The 26,419-nt window shown below is 60.5% G+C and carries 24 protein-coding genes; 3 read left to right on the top strand and 21 right to left on the bottom strand.

The features are described from left to right. The first annotated feature begins 243 nt into the window (after positions 1-243). On the top strand, positions 244-477 hold the full coding sequence (locus tag ACUM6F_RS11055) for a ferredoxin (protein ID WP_445349258.1): 234 nt from the start codon (positions 244-246) through the stop codon (positions 475-477). Here the strand turns inward: ACUM6F_RS11055 and ACUM6F_RS11060 are convergent. From ACUM6F_RS11060 to ACUM6F_RS11130, 15 genes are all read right to left on the bottom strand, one after another. Beyond that, positions 368-685 (bottom strand): hypothetical protein, encoded by a 318-nt coding sequence (locus tag ACUM6F_RS11060; protein WP_425621365.1) that lies wholly within the window; start codon positions 683-685, stop codon positions 368-370. The genes ACUM6F_RS11055 and ACUM6F_RS11060 overlap by 110 nt on opposite strands. Before the next feature lie 129 nt (positions 686-814). Beyond that, entirely contained in the window at positions 815-2,380 is a 1,566-nt protein-coding gene (locus ACUM6F_RS11065; RefSeq protein ID WP_445349259.1) for a phosphoenolpyruvate carboxykinase (ATP), read from the bottom strand. Between the two features lie 223 nt (positions 2,381-2,603). After that, a complete protein-coding gene (gene yhbH, locus ACUM6F_RS11070; protein WP_445349260.1) occupies positions 2,604-3,737 on the bottom strand; it encodes a sporulation protein YhbH in 1,134 nt (377 codons plus the stop codon). A 103-nt stretch (positions 3,738-3,840) separates the two neighbouring features. Then, positions 3,841-5,739: a PrkA family serine protein kinase gene (locus ACUM6F_RS11075; RefSeq protein ID WP_445349261.1), complete on the bottom strand. Its 1,899-nt coding sequence runs from the start codon at positions 5,737-5,739 to the stop codon at positions 3,841-3,843. Positions 5,740-6,208: 469 nt separating this feature from the next. Then, complete coding sequence (locus tag ACUM6F_RS11080) at positions 6,209-6,934, bottom strand: type 1 glutamine amidotransferase (RefSeq protein ID WP_445349262.1); 726 nt, start codon at positions 6,932-6,934, stop codon at positions 6,209-6,211. Further along, positions 6,906-8,309, bottom strand: coding sequence for a MurT ligase domain-containing protein (locus tag ACUM6F_RS11085; RefSeq protein ID WP_425621360.1), 1,404 nt, complete (start codon positions 8,307-8,309; stop codon positions 6,906-6,908). Before ACUM6F_RS11085 ends, ACUM6F_RS11080 begins: the two co-directional genes overlap by 29 nt. 122 nt (positions 8,310-8,431) lie before the next feature. Continuing rightward, on the bottom strand, positions 8,432-9,286 hold the full coding sequence (locus ACUM6F_RS11090; protein ID WP_425621359.1) for an FAD/NAD(P)-binding protein: 855 nt from the start codon (positions 9,284-9,286) through the stop codon (positions 8,432-8,434). A 2-nt stretch (positions 9,287-9,288) separates the two neighbouring features. Beyond that, the gene (locus tag ACUM6F_RS11095; RefSeq protein ID WP_445349269.1) at positions 9,289-10,305 is read right to left on the bottom strand and encodes a 4Fe-4S dicluster domain-containing protein; all 1,017 of its coding nucleotides are present in this window, start codon (positions 10,303-10,305) and stop codon (positions 9,289-9,291) included. A gap of 24 nt (positions 10,306-10,329) precedes the next feature. Then, complete coding sequence (locus ACUM6F_RS11100; RefSeq protein WP_445349270.1) at positions 10,330-11,307, bottom strand: 4Fe-4S dicluster domain-containing protein; 978 nt, start codon at positions 11,305-11,307, stop codon at positions 10,330-10,332. Positions 11,308-11,312: 5 nt separating this feature from the next. After that, on the bottom strand, positions 11,313-11,753 hold the full coding sequence (locus ACUM6F_RS11105) for a hydrogenase iron-sulfur subunit (RefSeq protein ID WP_425621358.1): 441 nt from the start codon (positions 11,751-11,753) through the stop codon (positions 11,313-11,315). Next, entirely contained in the window at positions 11,744-13,729 is a 1,986-nt protein-coding gene (locus ACUM6F_RS11110) for a 4Fe-4S binding protein (protein ID WP_445349263.1), read from the bottom strand. The genes ACUM6F_RS11105 and ACUM6F_RS11110 overlap by 10 nt, the downstream gene beginning before the upstream one ends. Before the next feature lie 54 nt (positions 13,730-13,783). Beyond that, on the bottom strand, positions 13,784-14,665 hold the full coding sequence (locus tag ACUM6F_RS11115; protein ID WP_445349264.1) for a CoB--CoM heterodisulfide reductase iron-sulfur subunit B family protein: 882 nt from the start codon (positions 14,663-14,665) through the stop codon (positions 13,784-13,786). Further along, on the bottom strand, positions 14,662-15,231 hold the full coding sequence (locus tag ACUM6F_RS11120) for a 4Fe-4S dicluster domain-containing protein (protein ID WP_445349265.1): 570 nt from the start codon (positions 15,229-15,231) through the stop codon (positions 14,662-14,664). The genes ACUM6F_RS11115 and ACUM6F_RS11120 overlap by 4 nt, the downstream gene beginning before the upstream one ends. 302 nt (positions 15,232-15,533) lie before the next feature. Then, the gene (locus ACUM6F_RS11125) at positions 15,534-18,224 is read right to left on the bottom strand and encodes a helicase C-terminal domain-containing protein (protein WP_445349266.1); all 2,691 of its coding nucleotides are present in this window, start codon (positions 18,222-18,224) and stop codon (positions 15,534-15,536) included. A gap of 20 nt (positions 18,225-18,244) precedes the next feature. Further along, a complete protein-coding gene (locus ACUM6F_RS11130; protein ID WP_425621353.1) occupies positions 18,245-18,538 on the bottom strand; it encodes a LapA family protein in 294 nt (97 codons plus the stop codon). Between the two features lie 124 nt (positions 18,539-18,662). On the opposite strand from ACUM6F_RS11130, the gene ACUM6F_RS11135 reads away from it, so the two are divergent. Both ACUM6F_RS11135 and ACUM6F_RS11140 read left to right on the top strand, forming a co-directional pair. Continuing rightward, positions 18,663-19,055, top strand: coding sequence for a hypothetical protein (locus ACUM6F_RS11135; RefSeq protein WP_425621352.1), 393 nt, complete (start codon positions 18,663-18,665; stop codon positions 19,053-19,055). Positions 19,056-19,171: 116 nt separating this feature from the next. Beyond that, complete coding sequence (locus ACUM6F_RS11140; RefSeq protein ID WP_445349267.1) at positions 19,172-19,996, top strand: carbon-nitrogen hydrolase family protein; 825 nt, start codon at positions 19,172-19,174, stop codon at positions 19,994-19,996. Between the two features lie 249 nt (positions 19,997-20,245). Here ACUM6F_RS11140 and trxB read toward each other — a convergent pair whose 3' ends face one another. From trxB to mutL, 6 genes are all read right to left on the bottom strand, one after another. Further along, positions 20,246-21,166 (bottom strand): thioredoxin-disulfide reductase, encoded by a 921-nt coding sequence (gene trxB / locus ACUM6F_RS11145; protein WP_425621350.1) that lies wholly within the window; start codon positions 21,164-21,166, stop codon positions 20,246-20,248. Positions 21,167-21,194: 28 nt separating this feature from the next. Beyond that, a complete protein-coding gene (locus ACUM6F_RS11150) occupies positions 21,195-22,424 on the bottom strand; it encodes a methionine gamma-lyase family protein (RefSeq protein WP_425621349.1) in 1,230 nt (409 codons plus the stop codon). Positions 22,425-22,569: 145 nt separating this feature from the next. Continuing rightward, positions 22,570-22,824 (bottom strand): RNA chaperone Hfq, encoded by a 255-nt coding sequence (hfq, locus tag ACUM6F_RS11155; RefSeq protein WP_425621348.1) that lies wholly within the window; start codon positions 22,822-22,824, stop codon positions 22,570-22,572. Continuing rightward, complete coding sequence (gene miaA / locus ACUM6F_RS11160; protein WP_425621347.1) at positions 22,821-23,828, bottom strand: tRNA (adenosine(37)-N6)-dimethylallyltransferase MiaA; 1,008 nt, start codon at positions 23,826-23,828, stop codon at positions 22,821-22,823. Before miaA ends, hfq begins: the two co-directional genes overlap by 4 nt. Before the next feature lies 1 nt (position 23,829). Then, positions 23,830-24,633 (bottom strand): class I SAM-dependent methyltransferase, encoded by an 804-nt coding sequence (locus tag ACUM6F_RS11165; RefSeq protein WP_425621346.1) that lies wholly within the window; start codon positions 24,631-24,633, stop codon positions 23,830-23,832. Continuing rightward, a complete protein-coding gene (mutL, locus tag ACUM6F_RS11170; RefSeq protein WP_445349268.1) occupies positions 24,630-26,306 on the bottom strand; it encodes a DNA mismatch repair endonuclease MutL in 1,677 nt (558 codons plus the stop codon). The genes ACUM6F_RS11165 and mutL overlap by 4 nt, the downstream gene beginning before the upstream one ends. Positions 26,307-26,419: the final 113 nt, after the last annotated feature.

Consider the following 26,419-nt stretch of genomic DNA (forward strand, 5'->3'; position numbering starts at 1 on the left):
TTGTAGTTTAGGATACAAACCACCCTGGATGTAAACGATGTGCTGCTCCTTATCAAGTAACAATTAGCGAGTGCCTGAATTCTTCCCTGCAAGTTATGGCCGCTTTGTGTAACGCGGTTGACATCGTCCGGCCGCGGGTCTACAGTATTCCCAGCAGCTTGGGGAGAGGATGACAATTATGGCCCGAGTTCCTTACATAACATAGAAACCAGCGAGTGTGCGGCGTGCGGGACGTGTGAAGCGTTGTGCCCCGCGGTTTTTAAGATGAATGAGGACCTGGGATACGCCGAGGTGATAGACCCGAACAGGGCGAGCGAAGAGGAAATCCATGAGGCCATCGATTCCTGCCCCCATCCTGCATTCACTGTCAGGAAGAATAGTTCCGGTCCCTCGCGGCCGCCTTCCGGCGGGCAAGGTAGTCATTCAACACCTGCGAGCCCTTGGCTGTCAGCTTGGCCGAACGCAGCCGGCCGTTGAAGCGGAAATCGGCGACGACCAGGCCCTTACCCTGCAACCGCCGCGCGACCAGCGCCAGTTCGTGGGGCGACAGCCGCGGCATGCGCGGCGTGATCGAATGGGCCGGGACCATGTTAAGCTTCTCGACAACACACTCCAGGTCCCCATGGCAGGTGCGCAAAGATTCGAGAAACCGCGCCTCGGTGGGCGTGATGCTGCAGGAAATCACCGGTCTCACCTCTTTTGGTGAATTCCACTTCCCGTCCCAAAACCCTGCAGGAATAAGATCGGCCGTGGTTTAACCACGGCCGATCTTATTCCAACGGTTTTTTTGCTCTTTAACCCTATTCTCGATAAGCTATCGTAAAGCGGCAACTCTCTGCAGCCCGGCCGGAGGTTCCACGGCATAGAGGATTTCGGGTTTCAGGCCGGGATATTTGGCCAGCCACCGGCGCCGTTCGTCACGCAGTTTCTCGACGCGCTCGCGGTATTCTTCGGGCGTGAAATAACGCGCGGGGTTGTAAAGAACGATGTCGATTTCCGGGACCTCCGCAGGTACCTCGTAACCCCAGTCCGGGTCTCTGCGCCACTTGATCAAACCGGTGGCGATGTGTTTCATAATCGTGGTCGACATCTTGATACTGATCTTGACGCCGGGCTCGCCGGCGCGGGCACCGACGCTGCCGGTGTTGAGCAAATAGCACTCCATATCGGGGTTGGCCCGCAGGATTTCCAGCAGCCGGTTTCCTTCCTCGGCCTCGGGTCCGATGATGAAGGGGTTGGTGCCGACCTGGCGCTTGGGCTGCCCCGCTTTTGCGGGGTCGCCCGCCGAAGTCTCGATAGACTCCCCGAGCATAAAGTACGCGGCCGCCTGTTCGGTGGTGAGCTTGGCGACCACGGGCACCACGTCGTTCCGCCGGGTGATGAAAATGACCCGGTCGGCCTTGTCGATGTCGATCCTCGCGTCGGTCCCCCTCACTTCCGAACGCAGGACGACGCCGCGCCCGTTCGAGGTAAGCTCGGAATCGTAAAAGAGGATCGTGCCGTCCGGAAGGACCTTGACGTTTTCAAAAACGGCAAGCGGGGAAAGGGCCGCTTGATACAACACATCCTGGGACTCGTCGAGGCCGTCCGTTTTGATATAAAAACCGTTTTCGGTCCCGTAGCAATATCCCTGCGGGTTCATCACGATCACGTCGTCCTGGCGTATGGCCACGCCTTCTTCCCCGGTGAGCCCGTGATCGTGCATGGTCAGTGTGGTCTTGCCGGTGCCGCTCAGTCCGAAAAGGATAAAGCCGACCTCGCGGAGTTTGCCTCCCTTTTGCCTTACGCGCAACACCTTGCTCCCGGCGTGAAAGCCGAGGCCGCCGCGCTCCTTGGCGACGAACATGGCCTTGCGCAGGAAAGACTTTTTGCACTCTCCGAAATAATCGGTGCCGAGGATGAAGGTGATCCTCTGGGTCGGATGACAGAATATCAGGCGCTCCGGCCACTCCGGAACATAGACGCTCACTAAATCGGGCTCCGCATCCTTATCAGCCGGCGGAAAGAGCATGGCGTGCCACTGGAACGGAATGCGCGCGTATTTCCTGGTGATATGCAAACGGCAGTGCAGGTTGAAATCGGGATGCTGTCCCATTTGCCTGTCAAGCCTGATGACCTCCTGGCCCTTAAGGTAGGACAGCACCTCTTCCGCCACAGCCAGGGCTTTCGCAGGGTCTATCCCTTTCTGGTCCACCCCCAGCTTGACGCCGTCCTCGACGATGTAGGTAAACTTCGCGCTCCGGCTGCGCACCTGGGAAACATAACTGGCGCTCCCATACCTGGTGGTCTGTTCCTCAAAGCGCGCCATCTCCCTCAGTTCTTCCGCGCCGGGGTTGTCGATGATTACACGCGCCTCAACAGGGCGTCTGAAGGCCTGCATTGGAGTAACTCCTTTCTTTGTTCAAAACCCGGTGTTGGGTGCCTGCACATTGTATACTGTATGATAAGCACATAATACCAAAAGGGTGCACCAAATTCAACGTCAAACAGCAGATCTTAGCAGATACCAATTTGACCAGAATTCCTTTATATGTTGCACTATATACCCAAATAGAAAACACAAAAGGAGCCACCGGCTCCTCAAAGCCCCAGGGCCGGGCGCCCTACTCCCAGGGGCTGAAAAACGCCTTCAGCGCTCCATATACCTCGCCCTTGTCCCTAATGACCGCCGTCACAAACCTAGGGTCCTGAACGTCCTTCAAGGCGGTGCGCAGGGTGTTGGTGTAATAGTACGGGCCTTCGATCTCCCCGTACCCAACCATACAGCACAACCGAACCAGTTCTCGCACTAACTGAACGCAGAGCTCGTTATCGGACGAAAGATTGTCGCCGTCCGAAAAATGAAAGGCATAAACGTTGTGATCCGCAGAGTTGTAACGCTCCTTGATCAGTTGCAAGGCCAAGTGGTAAACAGAGGAGCAGCGGGTCCCCCCACTCTCTCCTTTGGTAAAGAACTCCTCCTCCGTGGTTTCCCTGGCTTCGGTGTGGTGGGCCAGGAACACGATGTCCACGTTGCCGTAGTTCGTGCGCAGGAAACGCACCATCCAAAAGAAGAAGGTGCGCGCGATGTATTTTTCGAAAGGCCCCATGCTGCCGCTGGTGTCCATCATCGCCAGGACTACGGCGTTGGCTTCGGGCCGGGTCTTGACCTCCCACGTCTTAAAGCGCAGGTCCTCCGGCTTAAGCCGGGGCAGCCCGCGTCCGCCCTGCAGGGCGTTGCGCTTCAGCGCCTCCAGGATGGTGCGCTTGCGGTCGAGGTTCGACATCGTCCCCTTCTTGCGGATGTCGGTGAATTCCAGGCCTTCCGTGACCATCCGGGGTTTCTTCGAAGCCTTCAGGTTGGGTAGGGCCAGATTTTGAAACAATATCTCGGAGACTTCTTCAATCGTCACCTCAGCTTCGTAATAGTCCACGCCGGGTTCGTTGCCGGGGGCCGATCTCCCGTCGCCCTTTGCCGGGCGGCCGCAAGCCAAGACGTCCCCCGTTTTGGTGTTTCCTGTCCCATGTCCGACGTGATTTTGCTTATTGTGATCGTAGCGGAAACGGTACTCCTGGATGGAGCGGATGGGAACCTTGACCACCCTGCGCCCGTCGGACATCACGATGCTTTCTTCACTGATGATGTCCGCGATGTTGCTTTCGATCGCCTCGCGGACTTTCTCCCAGTGGCGTTTCTGGTCGAGATACCCCTTGCGGTGCAAGGACCAGTCTTCCCGACAGATCGTAAACCTGTCCACCGCCGATCCCCCCAAAAAGGAAGTGCGAAGTGAGAGGTTAGAAGTGCGTAAATTAGGGATTCGCAACAGCGAATCCCATCAAATACGGACTACCGACTACTGACTACCTGTTAAGCAGGCTTCCCACATATCTTAGCAGTTCGTTGGCACATGCCGGGCAGTAGCCGTAATCCTTGATCAAAATGGCGCTGACCTCGTTGATCCTCTGCAACTGCCTGACATCGGGCGTTTTCGTCGAGGTGGTGATCTTAACCACGTCCTTGAGGTCGGCGAAAAGCTTTTTCTCGATGGCCTCGCGCAGGCGCTCGTGAGAATCGTAGCTGAAGCGGCGCCCCTGGCGGGCGTAGCTTGAAAGACGGATCAGGATCTCCTCCCGGAAGGCGCGCTTAGCGTTCTCGGAAATGCCGATCTGCTCCTCGATGGAACGCATCAGTTTCTCGTCAGGGTCGAGCTCCTCGTCCGTGATGGGATCGCGGATCTTAACCCCGTTGACAAATGCTTCCACGTTATCAAGGTAGTTTTCAAAAAGGACCTTGGCCGACTCCTCGTAAGAGTAAACAAAAGCCTTCTGAACTTCTTTCTTGGCCATCTCGTCGTACTCGCGGCGGGCGATGGCGATAAAGTTCAGCATCCTTTCCCTCTCCTCGGAGGTGATGGAGGGATGCTGGTCAAGTCCGTCTTTCAGAGCCCTCAAGACATCCAGCGGGTTGATGCACCGGGCCTTGGTGCGGATCAGCGCCGAACAGAGACGGTTGACGACGTAGCGCGGGTCGACACCCGCCATTCCCTCTTCGGGGTGTTCCATCTGCAGTTCATGCACGTCCTGCTTCCTGAAACCTTCGACATCCTCCCCGTCATAAAGCTTCACTTTTTTAATGATGTCCATTCCCTGCTTCTTGGACTCTTTCAGCCTGGACAGCACCGAAAAGACGGCCGCGACCCTCAAGGCGTGCGGGGCGATGTGGACGTCGCGCATCTCGCTCTGACCGATGAGTTTCTCGTAAATACGGATCTCGTCGCTGACCCGCAGGTTGTACGGGACCTTGAGCACAATCATCCTGGAAACCAGGGCCTCGTTTTTCCTGTTGTTGATGAAGTTCCGGTACTCCGTCTCGTTGGTGTGGGCGACGATCATCTCGTCGGCGTAAATTAACGCGAACCGCCCGGCCTTGAAGTTGCCCTCCTGGGAAAGGCTCAGCAGGTTCCACAGAAACTTTTCGTCGCACTTGAGCATTTCCTGGAATTCCATGATTCCCCGGTTGGCGATGTTGAGCTCGCCGTCGAAGCGGTAGGCGCGCGGGTCGGACTCCGAGCCGTACTCGGCGATCGTGGAGAAGTCGATGCTGCCGGTCAGTTCCGCGATGTCCTGCGATTTGGGGTCCGAGGGCGAAAAGGTGCCAATGCCGACCCGCCTTTCCTCGGAGAGGAGGATCCGTTCCACGGGTACGTTCTCGATCCGCCCGCCATACACGTTATCGACCATGACCCTGCAGACGGGGCAGAGTTCCCCCTCTATATAAACCCCGAACTCCCTGCCGAACTCCTGCCTGAGCTCACGAGGCACCAGATGCAGCGGCTCTTCGTGCATGGGACAGCCCTCGATGGCGTAGACCGCCCCCCGGTCCGTTCTCGAATACCGTTCCAACCCTCTTTTCAGCAGATTGACCAGCGTGGACTTGCCCCCGCTCACCGGCCCCATCAGCAGCAGGATGCGCTTGCGGACGTCAAGGCGCCGTGCTGCGGGGTGAAGGTATTCCTCGACGAGTTTCTCCAGGGTTTTGTCCAATCCGAACAGTTCCCTGGCAAAGAAGCTGTAGCGTCTCACGCCGTCGTATTCCTCATAGCCTTCCTCACGGATCATGCTGTAGATCCTGGCATGGGCCAGCTGGCAAACCGCAGGGTTGGCGCGCACGATCTCAAGGTAGTCGCTGAAGGTACCGCGCCACAATAGAGACTTTTCGGACGAGCGGTACTCTCCAAGGCGCCGGAGGAAGGAATCCATCAAGCCACCCCCCCGTACCGGGCAACTGTGAAGTGAGAGGTGAGAAGTCAGAGGTGAGTACTGGGTGAACCGCAGAGCGAATCCCGCCAAATGCTCTGACTTCCGACTTCCCACATCTCACCTCTCAAACTGGAGGCCAGTCTATAAAGACTTATATGCTTAAGAGGGGCGAAAAAGAAGGTGAGGGAAGGAAAGCAACAAAAAAGGCCATCGTTGAAACGACGGCCAAAAGGCGTACTTTCGCAGTGCTGCTAGTTAAGAGGACAAACTATGTAATCCTTGTCCGGTTCCAGGCACGCCAGCTCTTCGCTGGAAAGCAGCTTGTAAATCACATCGTCGCCTTCGTACCAGGTCACCAAGTATTCCATCCGAACCAACTCCCGGGTGACTGTATTCGGGTATACAAAGTACTGTATTCATTATAACTTTAAATGCCATATTTCACAAGCAGTCCTAGAATTAAATTCTTTTAGTTCACGTTCAGCCTGGACAGCATTAGGGCGTTGGCCTGCCGTTCCAGCCTGTCGTCAAGGGGCGCCAGTCTGACGGTTTTTCCCCGGCGCTGCAGCGCCAGGGTGATGAGGTAATCCGTTAACTGCGGGTTCTTGGGCAGGAGCGGGCCGTGAAGGTAAGAGCAGAAAACGTTCTTGTAGCGGGCGCCTTCCCATCCGTCAATGCCGTTGTTCCCGTAACCGGCCAGGACCTTGCCCAGGGGGACGACGCTCCCCAGGAAGGTCTGTCCCGCGTGATTCTCGTAACCGGTGACAAGCACGGTTTCCCCATCCAGGTCGACCTCCACCGCAATGTTGCCTTTCAGTCTCTTTTCACCGGCCTGGGTATAAAGATCGAGCAGCCCGAGAGCGGGGATTTCCTTGCCGTCAAGGGTACGGTAGAAGTGCCCCAGAAGCTGGTATCCGCCGCAGATGGCCAGCACCGTCAACCCGCTCTCGAAGGCGTCGCGCAAGGCGTCCCGGCGGGTCAAGAGGTCGGCGGCGATAATATCCTGTTCGCGGTCCGAACCGCCGCCCAGGAACAGAAAGTCGACCTTGCTGAAATCCATGTGTTCCCCGAGCCCGACCTCCAGGACCCGCACGGGTATCCCCCGCCACTGGCAGCGACGGGTGAAGGAGATGATGTTGCCCCGGTCGCCGTAAAGGTTCAGGAGGTCAGGATAAAGATGGCATACTGTCAGCATAGTCAGCCTCCTTGCGGTCCAAAAGACGGCGGAGTTCCTTCTCAACCGGCCACAGGGCCGTATATGTCGCCAGGAAATAGACGGCCTCCCCCTGCCCGTGCAAAGCTGCGCGGACCGCTTCGCGCAGGTCGGGACGGATAAGGATGCGTTCGGGCGGCAGCCCGGCGTACTTGAGGCGGACGCCCATCTCCTCGGCGCGGCGGCCGCTGCAGTAGAATCTCACCAGGCTGTCGGCGGCGGGGACCAGAGCCTCGAAATCAACGTCCCAGAGCCACGAGATATCGCGCCCGTCGGCGGCGTTGTCGTTAATGGCGATGAAAACGTCCTTCTTGAAGGGGGTGTTGAGCAACAGGGCCAGGCTCTCGTTGAAGCCCGCGGGATTCTTGACGAGGTTGAGGAACACCTGCTTCGATCCGTACCGGAAGTTTTGCAGCCGGCCGGTAGCCGGTTCGTAACAGCTGAGGCTGGCCGCCATCTCGGCAGGCCCCACGCCCAGGACCAGCCCCGCCGTGAAGGCCGCCAGGGCGTTGTACAGGTTGTAAAAACCCTGTGTCGGCAGGTGCAGCGGCACGGCGCGGTTTCCGTAAGCCGCCTTGCATGTAAGCGTGCCCTGGTCCTGCCTGATCTCACGGGCATCGACATCGGCCTCGGGGCGCTTGAAGCCGCACCCCGGGCAAAGCCACAGGCCCAGTTGGCTGTAGTGATAAAAGGAGTAATTGAGAGCCTTGCCGCAGAAAGGACAGAAACGCGCTTCCCGAGAAGCTTCACCGAGCCGGCCGAAAACGCGCCGGTAAGGGGCGACCCCGTAATAGACCGCGGAGGGATTCCCCCTTCCCAGTTGGGCCACAAGCGGGTCGTCGGCATTTAGGACGAGACGTGTATCGCCAAGCCCTTCAAGGCTTTTACGTATGGTTGCGATGGTCATGTCAAGTTCCCCGTAACGATCCAGCTGGTCACGGAAGAAATTAGTTACGACCACCACGGTCGGCTTAACCATGGCCGTAACCGCGGGGAAACTGTTCTCGTCGACCTCGAGTACGGCGAAGTCATACCGGGGACGGCCCAGAACGCCGGCGTGACGGACGAAAGCCGCCGTCACCCCCGTAAGCATGTTCGCCCCCTCCTGGTTGCAAATCACCCGGTACCCTCTGGCTCTAAGGATGTGCGCCAGCATATTGTTGGTGGTCGTCTTGCCGTTCGTGCCCGTGACGATGACGACGCCCCGTGTCACCATCCCGGCCATCAGGGTCAGGGCCCCGGGGTTGATGCGCAGCGCGATCCGCCCGGGCAGCGACGAGCCGCGGTGCCCGGCCGCCTGGCTGATTTTAACGACCAGCTTGGCCCCCAAAACCGCCGCCGCATGTCTTAGGCGCAAGAATCTTGCCCCCTGCGTTCCATATTATGGGAACCCTGTCTCTACTTTAACCTGTCCCCGGAGCCGATGCAACCGCATCCGGGATAAAAGAATCGGGCCAGACGACCCGGGCTTAGAATTAGTTAGAACTCCGGAGGCAGTTCCTTAATATCCTTCAGGCTGAAGACCGGGCCCTCCAGGCAGACGAACTTGCTCCCGATGTTGCACCGCCCGCACTTGCCCACCCCGCACTTCATGCGCAGTTCCAGCGTCGAGTAAATCTGTTCGTCGCGGAAACCCAGCTTTTCGAGAGCCTGGAGCACGAACTTGATCATAATCGGTGGCCCGCATACCAAGGCAATCTTGTTTTCGGCTGAAGGAGCAATCTCCTCGACATAAGCCGGAACAAAACCGACGTGTCCTTTCCACCGCTCCTCCGCACGGTCTATGGTCGTATAAACCACGGTGTCCCGCTGATTGGGCCAGTTTTCAAAAAGGTCGTGCTTAAAGCACAGGTCGTCATAAGACCGGGCCCCGTAAATGATTTCGAGCCGTCCATAGTCGTCCCGGTTTTTATCGGCGAGGACGAAATCAATCATTGATCGCAAGGGAGCTAGGGCAAACCCCCCGCCCACGACCAGGAGGTCCTTACCCTTGGCCAGTTCGTAAGGGAAATGATTACCGTAGGGGCCCCTTATACCGATAACCGCCCCGGGGCTAAGCTCGTGCAGCGCAGAGGTTACTTTACCCATACGCTTGATGCTGAACTCAAGAAATCCCTGCTTGGTAGGCGCCGAACTGATTGAAAACATCGCTTCCCCGACTCCGAATACCGATAGCATAGCGAGCTGCCCTGGTTCGTGTTTCCATCCGGCCATCGCTTCCCGGTCGTTCAAGGTTATCCTGAACGTGTTAACGTCACCGGTTTCCCGGATGATTTCCCGGATGGTCGCCAGTTGGGGCAGAAGCGGGTTATCGCGGCAACCGCATTCTCCCATTCCTACCCCACCTCCTTGACGTCGGCGATTACCCTGGTGATATCGATATTGGCCGGGCACATCGCCACGCAGCGCCCGCAGCCCACGCACCCGTCCAGGCCATAGCGGTCGTAGTGGTACTTCAGCTTGTGCATGAAGCGGTTACGCACCCTTTCCTTCTTTCCCGGCCGCGGATTATGCCCGCTGGTATGCAGGGTGAAATCGGCGAACATGCACGAATCCCAGCAGCGCAGCCGCCGTCCTCCCCCCGGCCCGGCAGGCTCGTCCACGATATCGAAGCAATGGCAGGTCGGGCAAAGATAGGTGCAGATCCCGCAGCCGATGCATTTCCTGGCCAGTCTCTCCCAGTAAGGGCTGGCGAAAAGCCCGTCCATTTTCTCGCGTACGCCCCTTAAGTCCACTTCCCGGTAAAACTGCCGGGCCAGGTTCGCCGTCCGGTTTTCCTTCTCTTCAAGGTCACCGGCGCCGGCCGGGCCGAAGAGGTCCCGGTGCGCGTTCAGCACCGCTTCTCCCTTGGCTGTGAGGAATTCCACCACGTACCGGTCGCCCAGGTTGGTAAGCATCAGGTCGGCCCCTTCCCCCGACGTCGGCCCGTACCCGTAGGCGCGGCAAAAACAGCCGGGAAGCACGCGCCGGCAGCTCAAGCCCGCGATCGTCGTCTTTTCGCGCTTGTCCGACCAGTAGGCGTCCCCGAACCTACCCGCGAAGACGAAGTCCAGGGCGGTTATGCCCCTGACGTCGCAGGGACGGGCCCCGAAAAGCAGGGTCTGTGCAGCCGGGGGGGGGGGGTTGAGTTCCATGCCGCCCTCTCCATAGGCGTAACGGTAGAGTTCTTCCGTTTGCGGAAGAAAATGCGCCTTGGGCGGCAGCGTCGGCAGGTCGAAGTCGACAGTCACCTCTTCGGCGGATTTTACCCGGCGGTAGGCAACGGCACCCTCTTCGGAAACGGGCGCGACAAGCGCATCCCGCTGCGCATATCTGTCCAGGAAAACTTTCAATTGTTCCTTTAAAAGTACCATCGCGGGCACGCGAGCAGCACCTCGCTACATGAATTCTTCCTTGTCTTCCGGGCTATAGGATCCAAGCACAGGTATCTCCGCGGCCGTCAAGCCGGGGGTCGGCACCGCGAAGAGTTCCGCAGCATCCTTCAGAACCTTGCGGTAAAGTTTGCTCAGCGGGATGCCGACCGGGCAGACCCGCTCGCACTCGCCGCAGTCGATACACCGGCCGGCCACGTCAAACATGCGAATAAGGTGGAAGGTGTAGTTCTCGGCCAGGGAAGTGTTTTTGCTGATCCAGCCGGCCCCCTGCTGCCAGCCCGGCACGGCCTGCTCGAAAGAACACTCCTTGCAGTTGCAAGCCGGGCACACGTTCCGGCAGGCATAGCAGCGCAGGCACCGCGAAAACTGCCCGTCCCAGTAAGCGCTCTTCTCCGCGGGGCTCAGCGCCTCCAGTTCCCTGACCGGGGCGAAGGGATCACATCCCGGCCGGGCCGGGTTGGAAACGCCGGGGCCGAGCGTGACGTCGGCCCGGGCCGGCGCGTTCCTCACGCAGGTCAGGCACTTCTCCAGGAGATACTCCTCTTTGGGCAGCGTCACCTCGCCCTGGTCCGAGACGAGCACGAAGGCCTCGCCGCGGTCCTCGACACCGTTCAGCCGTGCCCGCGGGCCAAGCGCAGCCAGGGTCTTCCCGCGGTCCAGCATCCCCCCGCAGGGGAGTCCCAGGACGACGATCCGCTCCCGCGGGAACTGCCGGTCCTGGACCAGGCGGTTGACGGCCCGTTCGTCGCAGCCCTTGACGGCGACGGCGATCTTGGTATCCTCATAACGGTAATCGAGAAGGTATTTGACAAGGTTGGGCACGCAAAAAGGGTTCCACACGAGCCCGGCCGCTTCCGCCGGTGAAACGGCAAAAGCCGGCGCCGTTCTGGCGGCGTCGCTCCCCTCTTCCCAGGCAATAACCATCGCTGCGTCTCCCGACTCCAGGAGCCGCGCAGCCTCTCTGCGCAGGTCGTCTTGCACTTTATTCAATCCGCATCCCTCATCTTCCGGTTTGGCCCGAGCCGGTTGATGTCCTCCGCCATCCGGCGCGCCGTGTCGGCAACCTTGTTGCCTTCCGAACCGGAGATCCAGCGGACCTCGAGGCGGCCGGGCTCAAACCCCACGTACTCCATAAGCCGTTTAAAGAGCTGGAACCGGCGGCGGGTGAAATAATTGCCACTGACATAGTGGCAGTCCCCGGGGTGTCACCCCGAAACCAGGACGCCGTCGGCGCCCTTTTTAAAAGCGCGCAGCACGAAGTGCGGGTGCACCCTGCTCGAACAGGGCACGCGGACGATCCTTATGTTGGGGGGATACGCCGTCCTGCTCACTCCAGCCAGGTCGGCGCCCGCATAACTGCACCAGTTACAGAAAAAACCGACGATCTTGGGATCGTTTTGTTCCTGTCGGTCTTTCTCTACTGACATATTGCGTCCACCTCCGCCAGTAACTGCTGGTTGGTGTAGCCTTTAACCTCGATCGCCCCGGACCGGCAGGCCACGTTGCAGGCTCCGCAGCCCTGGCAAAGCCCGCTGTTGACGCCGGCGACCACGCGCTCCCGCGGTGGGTGGCCGGGCTGGCGCTCGGTAATCGTCTTGGCTTCCAAAGCCTTATAAGGACAGGCAGGCAGGCAAAGCAGGCAGCCCGAGCACAAGACCTCATTGACTGAGGCAATCATCGGGTTGGTCTCCAATTCGCTGCGCGACAGGAGCCCGATAACCTTGGAGGCCGCACCGCCGGCCTGGGCCACCGTGTCCGGGATGTCCTTGGGACCCTGGCAGGCGCCGGCCAGGAACACCCCTCCCGTATGCGTCTCGACCGGGCGAAGCTTCGGATGGGCTTCCTGGAAAAAGCCGTCCTTGTCCCCCGTTACGCCCACGAGACGGGCGAGGTCAGCTGCGCCCGCAGCCGGCTCCATCGCCGTGGCCAGGACGACCATGTCGGCCTCGATTTCCACCGGGCGGCCGAGCAGCGTGTCGGCTCCCCGGACGATTAGCTTGTCCCCGTTTTGGAAGATTTTGGAGACCCGTCCCCTGATATATACGGCGCCGTCGTTCAGGGTGCGCTGGTAAAACTCCTCGTAGCCCTTTCCCGCCGTCCGCACGTCCATGTAAAAAATATAAGCCTGGCTTCCGGGAATCTTCTCCAACACCTGGTGGGCATGCTTGGCCGTATACATACAGCAGACCCGAGAGCAGTACTCGCGTCCCTTGGCGGCGTCCCGCGAACCCACGCACTTGACGAAGACGACCGACTTCGGCTCTCTCTGGTCAGACGGCCGCAGGATTTTCCCGCCGGTCGGCCCCGCCGCATTGACCAGCCTTTCAAACTGCAGCCCGGTAATCACGTCGGGATATTTACCGTAGCCGTACTCCCCGTATGCCCTCTCCCAGTCGAAAAGCTTGTAGCCCGTGGCCAGGACGATGGCCCCGACGTCCTCGGTGAAAGTGGATTCCCGTTCTTCGTAATTGACTGCTCCGGTCGGGCATACCTTGGCACAGATCCCGCAGCGTCCGGTCTGGAAGCGCATGCAGTTGGCCGCGTCAATGACCGGCTTGTTGGGAACGGCCTGCGGGAAGGCGATGTAGATGGCTTTCCGCTGGCCGAGGCCCAGGTTGTACTCGCTGGCAACCTTCTTCGGGCACTTCTCCCAACAAGTCCCGCAACCCGTGCACTTATCGTGGTCGACATAGCGCGGCTTCTGGCGGATTGTAACCTTAAAGTTGCCGATGTATCCGGTGACAGACGCCACCTCGGCGTAGGTGTAAAGCTTGATGTTGGGGTGGGAGGCCGCAGCCGCCATCTTCGGGGTGCTGATGCAGGCCGAGCAGTCCAGCGTCGGGAAGGTTTTGTCCAGCCTGGTCATGTTGCCGCCGATGGTGGGCTCCCTCTCGACGAGGACGACCTCCTGTCCGGCGTCGGCGACGTCCAGGGCCACCTGGATGCCCGCGATGCCTCCCCCGATGACCAGGCACCGCTTCGTCACGGGCAGCGGGGAAACGGTAAGGGGCTGGAGCAGGGCCGCCTTCGCGACGGCACGGCGCAACAGGTCGAGGGCCTTGGCCTGGGCCTTCTCCGGCTCGGCGGCGTGGACCCAACTGCAATGCTCGCGCAGGTTGGCCATTTCGCAAAGGAAGGGATTTAAACCGGCCCTCGCCAATGCCTTGCGAAATGTCTCCTCGTGCAGTCGCGGCGAGCAGGACGCCACCACCACGCGATCGAGACCGTGCGTGCGAACGGCGTCGATGATCAGGTTTTGGCCCGGCTCGGAGCACATATACTTGTAGTCCGCGGCGTATACGACGCCGGGCATTTTGGCCGCTTCCTCGGCAAGTTTGGGGCAGTCCAGGACGCCCCCGATATTGGAACCGCACCAGCAAACGAAGACGCCGATCCGGGGCATGGTGTCAACTCCGCTCCTTTACGTTCTTCCCGTTGCCAGTTGCAACTGAATGATCTATCTTTTCCGAGGGGTATTCTCGGGACAACACTTTTTAAAAACCTTGTCGGTGCTTACGAAATGAATGTTCATCCCCAGTTCTTCGGGCCTGGCGCCCATGGCGAGCCCCAGGACCTGCGTGAAATAGAGCACCGGGAGTTGAAAACCGGTGCCGAACTTCTTGTTTACATGACCCTGCCTGCCGTCCAGATTGGAGTGGCAGAGCGGGCAGGCAACAACAAGGCATTCCGCACCCGCTCCCAAAGCTACGGCAAGGATGTCCCGTGTCAGCTTCAGCACGACGTCCTCGTCGGTCAGAGACAGCGAAGCACCGCAGCATTCCGTTTTGTATCCCCAATCGATGGGCTCGGCGCCACATATCTCCAGCAACCCGTCCATCGACGAGGGATGCTCGGGGTCGTCAAACGAGACCGCCGGCGGGCGGAGAAGCAGGCAGCCATAGTAACAGGCCACCTTAAGGCCGTCAAGCGGCCGGACGACTCTGCTTTTTAAAGCCTCACCCTGCCCGGCGAGCAACTCGAGCAGGGACTTCACCCGGACCCCCTCTTCCTTGTACGGACGCCCCGTAACGGCCTCCATCTTCTCACGCAGCACCGGATCTCTCGCCAGGTCGTTCTGGGCCATCCTGAGGCGCTGGTAGCAAGCCGCGCAGGGAACGGCAACCTCCAGGCCCATCTCGTCGGCGATGGCCAGGTTGCGCGCCGGGAGAGCCGTGCTGAGAAAGTGGTTGGTGCTATGGGCCGAAGTCGCTCCGCAGCAGTTCCAGTCCGGAAGCTCCTTTAATTCAATACCAAGGCGGTCACAGACCGCCCGCGTCGAAAGATCGTATTCTCTGGCCGTAGCGTGCAGTGAACAGCCTGGGTAATACGCGAACTTCATTTCCCGTCCTCCATCTCCCCGGCCCGGCGGAAAATAGCCGCTATCTCCCCGGTAGACCTGATGCGCGACGGGGCAAGGCGCAGCTTCCGCCTTTTGAGCATGCCGAGCCCCAGGTCGGCGTCCTTCAGGGGTGTACCGCGCTTGAGGTTCAGCCCCATGGCCAGCCCCAGCTCGTGGGCCCGGCCGTACTTGCGGACGGATTCCAGGAAGACGTTATTAAACAAGGCAACCTGCCTGCCTGCCCTGACCTTCCCCTGCCGCAAGGCGGCGATCCTCAGGCAATCCATGATTCTAGCCAGGTCGACGCCGCGGGGGCACCGGGTCGTGCACGTCGAACAGGCGGCACAGAGCCAGATGGTCCGGGTCGCCAGTGCCTCGTCCCGGAGCCCGAGCTGCAGCATGCGGACGACCTGGTGGGGCGCCGCGTCGGCGGCGAAAGCCACCGGGCAACCCGCCGTACATTTGCCGCACTGGTAGCAGTCGGAAAGCGTCTGGCCGCTTTGATCCTCGATCCGGCGCCGGAAATCGGCGCCGTCCCGCAAACTCTGCGTAAGGTTTACAGTCAAATCCTGTTCTCCTCCCGCACAACCTTCGCTGGCTCAAGTACCACTTAAAAATTTAGGCCCGAATAAAAAAATATTCGAGCCTTTCCGCCAAATCCCTCTTCTCTTACCCTTAAAAAAACTTGGGCATGCAACCAGGTTACGCTCAAAATAGCCTGACTATTTGTAGAACTTCAGCAACAGCAAACGTAAAAATCCGGGCAGCCTGAAATAATAAACCCGCAAGGTTTCCCCCTCCTCAGTTGTTTTACTTATACTATGAGGATGGTCTGTCATATGTCACCTTGCAACGCGCCGGTTAAACGCTAAAGCTTCAGCCATTCGGCCATCCTCGCGCAGACCTCGTCGAGGCTGCCTTTCTCGCAGCCGCTTACAGGCAGGGAACGCAAAAACCTCGCCCCGTACTGCTTTTTAAGGATTCTGGGGTCGAGAACCACCACTACCCCCCGGTCGCGGCTGCTGCGGATAAGACGGCCGAAGCCTTGTTTCAGGCGGATCACCGCCTGGGGCAAGAAGAGGTGGAAAAAGGCGTTCTTGCCTTGCCGGGCCAGGGTCTGGCGGCGGGCTGCGGCGACCGGATGATTGGGCGGCTGAAAAGGCAGCTTCACGATCACTAGGCAGCGAAGGGCTTCGCCCGGAACGTCGATACCCTCCCAGAAACTTGCAGCCCCGAAAAGCACGGTCCGCTCGCCGGATTGAAACGCTTCTAAAAGGCGCGTGCGCCCGCCGTCGAGGTGATGCCCGAGGAGATCGATGTCGTATGCCTGCAAGCGCTCTTTTAATCTTCTATATGCTTCGCGCAACGCTTTATGAGAGGTAAAAAGAACTAGCGTGCCCCCGCCCGCCGTGGCGACGATGCGCTCCAACGCCCCGCACAGGGCTTTAAGGTACTGCGCCTCGCCAGTGGAAGCCGGGTCAGGGAGGTCGGTCGTCACGGCCAGAAGGGCCTGGCGGTCGTAGTCGAAAGGCGAGGCCACCTGCACCTTGCCCACAGCGTCTGCCGGAAGCAGGTGCAGCCCGACTCTTTCGGCGAAGTAGTCAAAAGAGCCGTCGACTGTGATCGTGGCCGAAGTAAAGATGACAGGGGCCTTGATCCGGTACAAACCTTCGCAGAGCAACCGGTCGACCTCGACCGGCGCCGCCCGGAACGTCACCCCGCCGTCCCGGAAAGCACGTTCGGCCCACGCGACCAACCCTTCCCGGGCTTGGCCCAAGATAAACAAGAGGTCGTCGGCCAGCCGGCGGCCGCGCGCCAGCAACGCGGCCAACTGTTCAGCAGCTTCCCCCTCGGGACCGTAACGGCCCCTGCTGAGCTCATCGAGCACCGCACCGGCGGCGCCTAATATTGATTGGAACGCGCTGTCCAGGTCTAAAACCGGCTCCTGCAGTTCTTCTTCTTGGATAACCAGGGGTTCGTCGCTTTCCCCGAGGCGTTCAATAAAAAAGGAGCACAGGTTTTCAACCGCGTTCCGCAACGCGGCCTGCGCCGCACCGAATCCGGCACCGACCAGCCCCGGGTGAGCTTGTGCAACCCGTACCGTGGAACGGTCTAACGCTTCCAGCCAGGATGTCAGCTCCTGGCGGGTGACGGCGCGCCCGAACTGTTCCGTGGCCACCCCTTCCAGGTGGTGGGCCTCGTCGATGATTACCGGACCGTAATCGGGAAGCATCTGGCTGTCCAACTGCAGGCTGGCTAAAAGCAGGGCATGGTTGGTAACCACGATCTGGGCGCGATCGGCCTTGCGCCGTGTGCGCATCGCAAAGCAGGAACCGTACCAGCGACAGGCCGCGCCGGCGCAACCCTCATGTTCCGCGGCGATTTCCGGCCAGAAACCTCGCTCCGCCGGCGTCAAAGAAAGCTCGCTGCGGTCGCCCGCAACGGTTTCCCTGAGCCACACGCTGACGCGGGCCAGAAACAAAGCCTTTTCGGGATTCAATCCCTCGGCCTGGGCGAAATGCAGGCGCCGGCGGCAGAGGTAATGCGAGCGCCCTTTTAGAATTGCCGCCGAGAGGGGCTGCCCCAGAACGCCGGCGACCAGGGGCACGTCTTTGGCAATCAACTGTTCCTGGAGGGTTACCGTATGGGTCGAAATCAACACCCGCTGCCCGTTAGCCAGGGCCCAGACAGCGGCCGGCAGAAGGTAAGCCAGGGACTTGCCGGTCCCCGTGCCGGCCTCGATAACCAGGTGGGTGGCGTTTTGGAGAGCTTCGAGCACCGCTTCGGCCATCTTCAACTGGCCTTCGCGGCACTCGTACCCAGGGAACACCTTGGCGAGGGCGCCCCCGGGAGCCAATACGGCGAGAGGGTCCGGTACCGGTTCGTGTCGCTGTAGAGCGGGGCGATAGTCATCATCCCACACCGTTTCCTCGGCCGCCGCGGTCCTCGGCGCGGCAGCGAAACTGCGGACGCTTGCCTGCAAGGCGTCCCTGACGACCTTCGCCCACGGAGACATCCCCCGTTCAAAGATCATCCCCAGTTGGGTCAAGAGAGTAAAATCGAACCCGGCGAGGCGCTCCTGCAAGGCCAGGAAGACCCTGGCGGCGGCGAAGGCGTCTTCGAGAGCCCTGTGGCGAACGGGGTAGTCTATGCCCAGGTGTCTGCAGAGGTTTTCTAGGCGGTAACTGGCCAGGCGCGGCATAACCAGCCGCGCCAGCTCGTACGTATCCAGCGCCGGCTCGCGCACCTCGACGCCCGAGCGCCGGAGGAAAGCCAGATCGAAACCAATGTGCTGGCCCACCAGGACGTCCCCGGCGATAAAGGACTGCACCTCGTCCTTGACCTCAAGCCAGGCAGGTTGCCCCGCCAGGTCGGCGTCGCTCAGGCCGGTAAGGGCCGCTACCCGCGGCGGCACGGAAAAGGAAGGCCTGACCAGCGCCCGGAAGGTACCGGCGATAGCGCCGCCGGCCACACGCACCAGGCCCACCTCGATGATCTCATCTGTTGCGGGATCGAGACCGGTCGTCTCTAAATCACAGACGACAAAACTGTGCAGCAAATCTACTTGCCCCGCATTTCCTATTTAGGCTCTTCGGGCGCCTTCGTCTCCCGGGCCTTTGCCGCCTGGTGCTGCATATCGGCAAGCTTGGCGGTCAGCTCCCTGACCCGCCACGACAGCCGCCACTGTCGCCCGAGGCCGAGGATGAAAGCGATGATCGCCCCGGCCGCCACCGAGCCGAGGACGACAAGCGACAGCGAAACGCCCTGAAAAGTCCAGAACAGCAGGCGTATCGTCACGGTCGTCGCATTCTGCACCGCAAACACGGAGACAAGGAGGGCGAACAACAGCACGGCGATAAGGAAAACCTGCACGCGCAACACCTCCCGATGCGTGTTTTTCTGTTTTGCATCGGTTGATTCCTTCCGTTGGAATAAAAAGCTCACATATTGGTTAGTTTATTCATACGTTAAAAACAAAAAGACGGGGCGGATGGTGGTGGAGAAGAGAAAGCGGTATCGGCCGATACCTGCGGGACTCACCCGCGAGCTATTGGAGACCTCGATCTACAACGTTTACTGGGTCTGGTCGATGGTCGCTTTTGTCCTCTTCGGCAGCATGGAAGAAGCCCAGAGGATTATGCAGCAAACAGCCCTGAAGCTGACGGGGCACGAAAAGATGGCCCGGAAGACGGTCATGAAGGTCTTCACTGACATCGCCGCCGACCCCGGGCGCCATGTCGAGACCCTGTTGCAGAGTTCCTACTATTACGAGCAGGACAAAGGGAAAAGGGAATTCCTCCTGACCCGGAAACTCCTGCACAACCTGCGCGAGCGCGAAATGCTCACCCCCGGGGAATACCAGCGGTGGGAAGAAAAACTGAAACCCTGACCACCTTCCGCTTAAAGTCCGGCATCGAAAACGCCGGATTTTTGCTTGCCGGCAGGAGTATAATGGCAATAAGCGTTCGGATATCGTTTAAGCAAAAACCGTGGGTGGTGGAAACAGTGGAGAGTCTTAAAGTAGGTGTCTGCCAGATACGTGTTACCGAGACAAAGACGGACAACCTCGGCCGTGCGCGCGAAATGCTGCTGGCCGCGGCCGGAGAAGGGTGCCGGCTTGCCGTCTTGCCCGAGATGTTTAACTGCCCTTACGACCACCGCTTCTTCAGGCCCTTCGGTGAAACGTTTCCCAGCGGGCCCACCCTCGACATGCTGCGGCAGACCGCCCGGGAAACCAAAATGGTCGTCGTCGGAGGGACGCTGCCAGAACTAGACGGCGAACTGCTTTACAACACCTGTTTCGTGTTCGGACCCGATGGCGGACTGCTCGGACGCTACCGCAAGGCCCACCTTTTCGACGTGGAGCTTGAAACCATCACCTTTAAAGAGTCGCATACCTTCAGCGCCGGCAGCGAGCTCGGCCTTGTCGCGACCCCCCTGGGCCTGATCGGTATCGCCATTTGCTTCGACATCCGTTTTCCCGTCTTTATCCGCGCCCTGGCCCTGCAAGGCGCCCGGCTCCTTGTCCTGCCGGCCGCCTTCAACACCGTTACCGGGCCGGCGCACTGGGAGTTGCTGCTCCGCGCGCGCGCACTGGACAACCAGGTTTACGTTATCGGCGCCTCTCCCGCCCGTAATGAACAAGCCGCCTACCTTGCCTACGGTCACTCGATGGTCGTCGATCCCTGGGGGAGCGTTCTTACCCGGGCCGGCGAGCGGGAGACCTTGCTTACCGTCGACCTCGACCCAGCTTTCACAGACAAGGTTCGCGCCGAACTGCCCGTTCTGCACAATCGGCGGAAGGACCTCGTCGACATTAAAATTTTTTAAAAATTATGTATAAATCAGAGGAGCTGCGGGCAAATTGTAAACGGACCCAGTAACAACCTAACTCCTCTCCCTTTCTGCTGTACCATTCCGGTACAGCCTTTTTTTGGCCATCAGCTGTGAGACAACGGTGATCAAAGTAGTAGGGATTCGCCAGCGAATCCCTACGATCTTACGACTTACAACCTGACAAATTCGGGATTTCCGAATGGGAATCCCTTCGAGTCCGACGACCGACGACTGACGACTTATTCAGTGTTCTCCCTTCGCCGCCAGGTACTTCTCGGCGGCGATGGCCGCCACCGCCCCGTCGGCTACAGCCGTGACGATCTGCCGCAGGGGCTTCTTGCGGACGTCGCCGGCGGCGTAAATGCCGGGCACCGAGGTCTGCATATGCTCGTCAGTCATGATAAACCCCGTCTTGTCCAGTTCCACGAGGCCTTCGACGATATAGCTGTTGGGCTTGATGCCGACGTAGACGAAAACCCCGTCGACCTTGAGATCGAAGGTCTCCTCGGTCTTCAGGTTTTTGACCGTGACCGCCTCAACGGCGTTCTCGCCTTTGATTTCAGTTACCACCGAACTCCAAAGCGGTTCGATCTTCGCGTTGCCAAGCGTGCGCTCCTGCAGCGACTTGGCGGCGCGAAGCTCGTCGCGACGGTGGATCAGATAGACCTTGGAGGCGAACTTGGTCAGGAAATGCGCTTCCTCGACGGCCGCGTCCCCCCCGCCGACCACGGCCACCACCTGATCGCGGAAGAAGGCCCCGTCGCAGACGGCGCAGTAAGAAACACCGCGGCCGCGCAGGCGGGTCTCTCCGTCCACGTTCAGCGGGCGGGGACCGGTACCGGTGGCGATGATGAGCGTACGTGTCTTTACATCGCCCTTTTTCGTCCGAAGCTTAAAGGTATCGCCTTCCGGCTTGATCTCGTAAACCTCGTTGGTCTCGATACGCAACCCGAGCTGGCGGGCGTGCGCCTCCATCTGCGCCACGAGCTCGGGGCCGCCGATGCCTCCCGGGAACCCCGGATAGTTTTCGATCTTTTCGGTGTTCAGGACCGCTCCGCCCGGCGCCCCGCGCTCGAACAAAACCGTGTCCAAACCCGCACGCACCGCATAGATCCCGGCCGCCAGACCCGCCGGACCACCACCGATAATCACCACATCGTACATTTCCGCTCACCCCAAAGCTAAAAATATGTTACATTTCCATGAGTTTGCGCAACGCGAAGCCGAGCCCTATTTTGGTATAAGCCAGCGAAAGCCCGCCCTGGAAATACACGGCATAGGGCTCGCGTAAAGGCGCGTCGGCCGTCATTTCCAGCGAAGCGCCCTGGACGAAGGTCCCCGCGGCCATGACCACACCGCCCGAATAACCGGGGAGGTCGCCGGCCTCAGGCACCACGTGGGCATCCACCGGGGACGCCCTTTGGATACCGCGGCAAAAAGCCAAAACCTTTTCCGGGCTGCCCAGGCGTATCGCCTGGACGATGTCGGTGCGGTCGTCGTCAAAACGCGGGCTCACCTTATATCCCAGCATCTCCATCAACCGGGCCGCCAATACCGCGCCCTTCAAGGCTTCGGCCACAAAATGCGGAGCGAGGTACAAGCCCTGGAACAACAGCCGGTAGCCGTGCGGATTGCACCCCACCTTGCCGGCCAGCCCGGGAGCGGTCAGCCGCCCGGCGGCCAGGAGCACCAGGTCTTTCCGCCCGGCAATATATCCTCCGGTAGGAGCCAAACCGCCGCCCGGGTTTTTAATCAGCGAACCGCAGGTAAGGTCGGCTCCCACGGAAGGAGGCTCGTCGGCTTCGACAAACTCGCCGTAACAATTGTCGACGACGACAACGATCTCCGGAAACCGTTTTTTCACGGCCCCGATCAGGTCACCCATCATTTTGATGCTCAACCCGGGCCGCCAGGCGTAGCCCTGCGACCGCTGCAGGTATAATATTTTTGTCCGGGGCCCGACCAACGACAGGATAAGGTCGACGTCGATCTCCGGAGCGCTCAGCGGCGCTTCCCTGTAGCCGACGCCGAAATCGCGGAGCGACCCGGGGACTTGTTCATCGATACCGATAACCCGGGCCAGCGTATCATACGGCCTGCCCAGGGATAGAATCTCGTCCCCCGGCCGGCACACGCCGTAGAGGGCGGCGGCCAGGGCGTGCGTTCCCGACACGATCTGGAGCCTCACCAGGGCGGCCTCGGCGCCGAAAGCGCGCGCCCATACCCGGTCCAGCACCTCGCGTCCCGGGTCGTCGTACCCGTAACCGGTTGACGGGCGAAAATGAAATTCGCTCACCCTCACCTCGTGGAAAGCCCTGAGAACACGCTGGTGGTTGGCCAGGGCGGTCTCGTCGATCCGTTTGAAGACAGGGGCCGCGTCCTGCTCGGCCTGCCTGATCAGCGCAACTGTTTCCTGCAACACATAACGCACCCGCCCGCTCGGTCGTCGGTTGTCGGGTAGCCCGGTACTCAAGCCGTTCCCGGTCTCTTTTGCTCCGACGTCTGACGACTGCCTACTACCAACTGAACTATACAGCTCCAATAATGAAGCCCTTCTGGTGAAGGGCTTATTGTCCGGCGGTCCTCGGTTCGGGAGCCGCGGTCGAGGTGTTGACCGGCCGCCCCGGACTGACCGTCGAAATGGCGTGCTTGTATACCATCAGTTGTTTTCCTTCGCTCTCGAGGATGACTGTAAAGTTGTCGAAACCCCTCACCAAACCCTTGAGTTGGAACCCGTTAACCAGAAAAATGGTCACCGGTATATTCTCCTTGCGGAGCTGATTCAGGAACGCGTCCTGAAGATTAATCTGGGTCTTGGTCATGGGTACTGCCCCCTGTCTCTTTGAAAGTCGTTCCTGTCAAATGCAAAACTATTTCGCGGTAGGCGTTGGTACTCCTGCCACTCGGTAACAATTTCTTTCGCCGCCCCTGCCGGCCCTCCCGCGGCAACGACATCCAGCCAGATGATCCGTTCGTCCCTCCGAAACCACGTCAATTGCCGTTTCGCAAAACGCCGCGTGTTGCGTTTGAGCGTCTCGACGGCCTCGTCAAGGCCGGTTTCGCCTGCGAGATAGGCGGCGATCTCTTTGTAGCCCAGCCCCTTCATCGACGGCAGGTTCCGTTCGTATCCCCGGTTGATCAGGCGCCTGACCTCTTCGACCAGGCCGGCGGCCAGCATCTCATCCACGCGCTTTTCGATGCGGCGGTACATCTCGTCGCGGTCGCAGATCAGCCCGAACACCAGGGTACGGTACTTCGGGTCGGTTTTGTGGTCGCGGTCCTGGAAGCTGCTCAGCGGCCGCCCCGTCCGGTAGTACACTTCCAGGGCCCTGATGACCCGCCGGACATTGTTGGGATGCAGCCTTTGGGCGCTTACGGGGTCCACACCGGCAAGCTGCCCGTGCAGCCACGCGACACCGCGGGCTCTGGCCGCGTCCTGGAGTTCCCGCCGCAAGGCCCGGTCCGGCCCGACCACAAAGTGATAATGGTCCAGAACGGCCCGCACGTACAGTCCGGTGCCTCCCACCAGGATCGGCAGTTTTCCCCGGGCGCTTATCTCCTGTATATGTTTCTCGGCCAGTTCTTGGTAACATGCTACGCTGAAATCCTCATCCGGGTCCACAACGTCGATCAGGTGGTGGGGCACCCCTTTCATTTCGGCGGCGGTCGGCTTGGCTGTTCCGACGTCCATGCCCCGGTAGACCATCATTGAATCGGCCGAGACGATTTCGCCGTTCAGTCGCAACGCTGCCTCGATGCCCGCGCTCGTCTTGCCGGTGGCGGTGGGGCCGGTGATTACAAGCAGCGCGGGTTTCTCCTGCGGCAACCTACCAGGCCCCCTTTTCGATAATGCCGTAGGCGACAGGAGAGTACCTCCCGCCTTCCACGCGCGCAAACCCCAGCCGGCCGAATTCTCCGCTGCCCCGCCGCTCCTTCAAAACCACCCGCTTCCTGGCCACCCTGACTGCTTCTTCAACTGTCGCAGCCTTGAGGGGCTCGTTATTCGCCACCGCGCGCAGGGGCTCCATGGCGCTGGAAGACTTGACGGGTTTCCGGAACATGGGGTCGAAGTAAACGACGTCGAAGGCCCCGTCAGAGGAGTCCCGCAGGAAATCCTCGTGGCGCGCGCACACCACCTCGACCCGGCGCATAGCCGCCACCAGTTCCCTGCTCTCTTTGCCGTCATAAGTTTGCAGGCCGTGGCGCATCAAGGCGGCTAGAACGGGGGCGGATTCGAGGGCTACAACCCGGCCTTGTGCTCCCACGGCATAGCTCGCCACCACGGCGTCCGCGCCGAGCCCCAGAGTGCAGTCAAGGACTTTATCCCCCGGTAGCAGGTCCAAAGCCTTCACCATTTGGTCAGTTTTCCCAGCAGCCATCTCCTTTATGCGCAGCTTGGCCATGCCGGGATGGTAAAAGAACTCCTGCCCGCCGGCGAGCAGCGAGACACCCTTCTCTCCCACATGGACGATACCGTCCGCCCCGTAGAGGGCGGCCAAGGCGTCCAAACCCAGTTTATTCCGCTCCACAAAGGGACAGTCCAGCTCATCCGCCAACCGGCGGGCGAGATCCCGCAGGCCGGCGGACGTCCGCAGGCTTGTGGTCACGATCAGCGCAGGCAAACAGCTCACTCCCGGAGGAACCTTCGCGCCAGTTCGTCCGGTCCCATCTTGATGTATGTAGGCCGGCCGTGAGGACACACGGACCGGTTCCTGGCCCGCAGCAAACGGTCGAGAAGGCGCTGCATTTCGTCCAAGCTCATGGCCTCTCCCGCCTTGACGGCCTGGCAGCAGGCCAGGCACGCCGCCAGCGCGCCGCAAATCTCTTCCGCGCCGACCGGGCGTTCTTCACCGAGACGTTCAAGAATGTCTTTCAGCAGTTCGGCCGAAGCAGTCACCCCGGCCGGAACGGCCCTTAAAACGAAGGTGCCGCCCCCGAAGGATTCGATTAGAAAACCGTATTCCGACAAACGCGAGGCATATTGCTCCACAAGCGAAAGCTCCCGGGGGGTAAGTTCTAGAACCAGCGGGACGGCCAAAGACTGCATCTGCGGCGTATTCTGCCCTAAACGTTCGAGAAACTCCTCGTATAAAATCCTCTCGTGGGCCGCGTGCTGGTCGACGATGTACAGGCCGTCGGGCCCGGCGGCAACCACGTAAGTCGGGGGGAGAAAACCAAGCGGCCTTAGGATTGGTGAAGGGGCGTACAGGGCTGTAGCCTCGGCCAGGGTCCGCCGCTGTCCCCCAAACACCCAGCCGGCCTGCGAGAAGCTCCGCTGATCCGGCTCGTCTGCCGCCTCCGGCGGTGCAACTTCCGGGTCTTTCCCCGTCAGGGCGGTGTCAAAGGCGTTCTGCAGGGCGAGGCCTACTGCGGTGGCCAACTCGTTTTGCCCGGCCACGCGGACCTCCAGCTTGGCCGGGTGCACGTTGACGTCAACCTTACCCGCGTCCACCTCCAGGTGCAGGACAACGACCGGGTGGCGTCCCGTGGAAAGCGCCCCGCGATACACGCTCTCGATCGCCCCGGCCACCAGAAAGCTTTTGACAAAACGGCCGTTAATCACTAACACCTGATGCCGGCGCGAACTGCGCGCAAGGTTCGGCGGCCCGGCATAACCGCTCACGCGCACGCCGTCCCGTTCAGCGTGAACGGGCAGCATTCGCCGTGCCACATCCGGGCCGAATACCGCCGCGATGGCGTCGAGCAGGCGGCTGTTGCCCGGTGTCTGGAAAAGGACGCGCCCGTTCTGGCGAAAGGTGAAGGCGACGTCGGGCCTGGCCAGCGCCAATCGCCCGGTGATGTCGGCGGCCGACCCCCCCTCGGAGGATGGGCTGCGCATGAACTTCAGGCGGGCGGGCGTATTGAAGTAAAGGTCCCGCACGATCACCGTCGTCCCCTCGGGCACTCCCGCCGGCCCTGCAAAAACAACGCGCCCGCCTTCCAGCCCCAGTTCGGTGCCTGCGGCCGCGCCCCGCGCACGCGTTTTCAGGTGTACCCGCGCCACGGCGGCGATGCTCGGCAGGGCCTCTCCCCTGAACCCCAGGGTCTGAATGCTGTAGAGGTCGGAGGCATCCCTGATCTTGCTGGTGGCGTGACGCTCAAAGGCCAGGCGGGCGTCTTCGGGGTCCATGCCTACACCGTCGTCGGTCACGGCGATGTACTCCAGGCCCCCGCCCGCGATCTCGACGTTGATCTTCGTCGCCCCGGCGTCCAGGGCGTTCTCCACCAGCTCTTTAACCACCGAGGCCGGCCGGTCGACGACCTCGCCGGCGGCGATCTGGTTGATGGTCGCCTCGTCGAGCAAGGTTATGCGTCCCGTCTTGGCCACCTCCCTAATTGGGCATTGAGCACTGAGCGCTGAGCATTGGACCTTCTATGTCAATACCTAATTTTAATAACCCTGATTAGGCCGCCCGT

Source organism: Desulforudis sp. DRI-14 (genome assembly GCF_052618305.1).

Bases quoted from the DNA above. Each gene is read 5' to 3' on its own strand.
- ACUM6F_RS11110 (WP_445349263.1), bottom strand. From the start codon at position 13,729: ATGCCCCGGATCGGCGTCTTCGTTTGCTGGTGCGGTTCCAATATCGGG.
- ACUM6F_RS11075 (WP_445349261.1), bottom strand. From the start codon at position 5,739: ATGGATTCCTTCCTCCGGCGCCTTGGAGAGTACCGCTCGTCCGAAAAG.
- ACUM6F_RS11090 (WP_425621359.1), bottom strand. From the start codon at position 9,286: ATGGGAGAATGCGGTTGCCGCGATAACCCGCTTCTGCCCCAACTGGCG.
- ACUM6F_RS11080 (WP_445349262.1), bottom strand. From the start codon at position 6,934: ATGCTGACAGTATGCCATCTTTATCCTGACCTCCTGAACCTTTACGGC.
- ACUM6F_RS11065 (WP_445349259.1), bottom strand. From the start codon at position 2,380: ATGCAGGCCTTCAGACGCCCTGTTGAGGCGCGTGTAATCATCGACAAC.
- trxB (WP_425621350.1), bottom strand. From the start codon at position 21,166: ATGTACGATGTGGTGATTATCGGTGGTGGTCCGGCGGGTCTGGCGGCC.
- ACUM6F_RS11095 (WP_445349269.1), bottom strand. From the start codon at position 10,305: ATGGTACTTTTAAAGGAACAATTGAAAGTTTTCCTGGACAGATATGCG.
- hfq (WP_425621348.1), bottom strand. From the start codon at position 22,824: ATGACCAAGACCCAGATTAATCTTCAGGACGCGTTCCTGAATCAGCTC.
- ACUM6F_RS11115 (WP_445349264.1), bottom strand. From the start codon at position 14,665: ATGAAGTTCGCGTATTACCCAGGCTGTTCACTGCACGCTACGGCCAGA.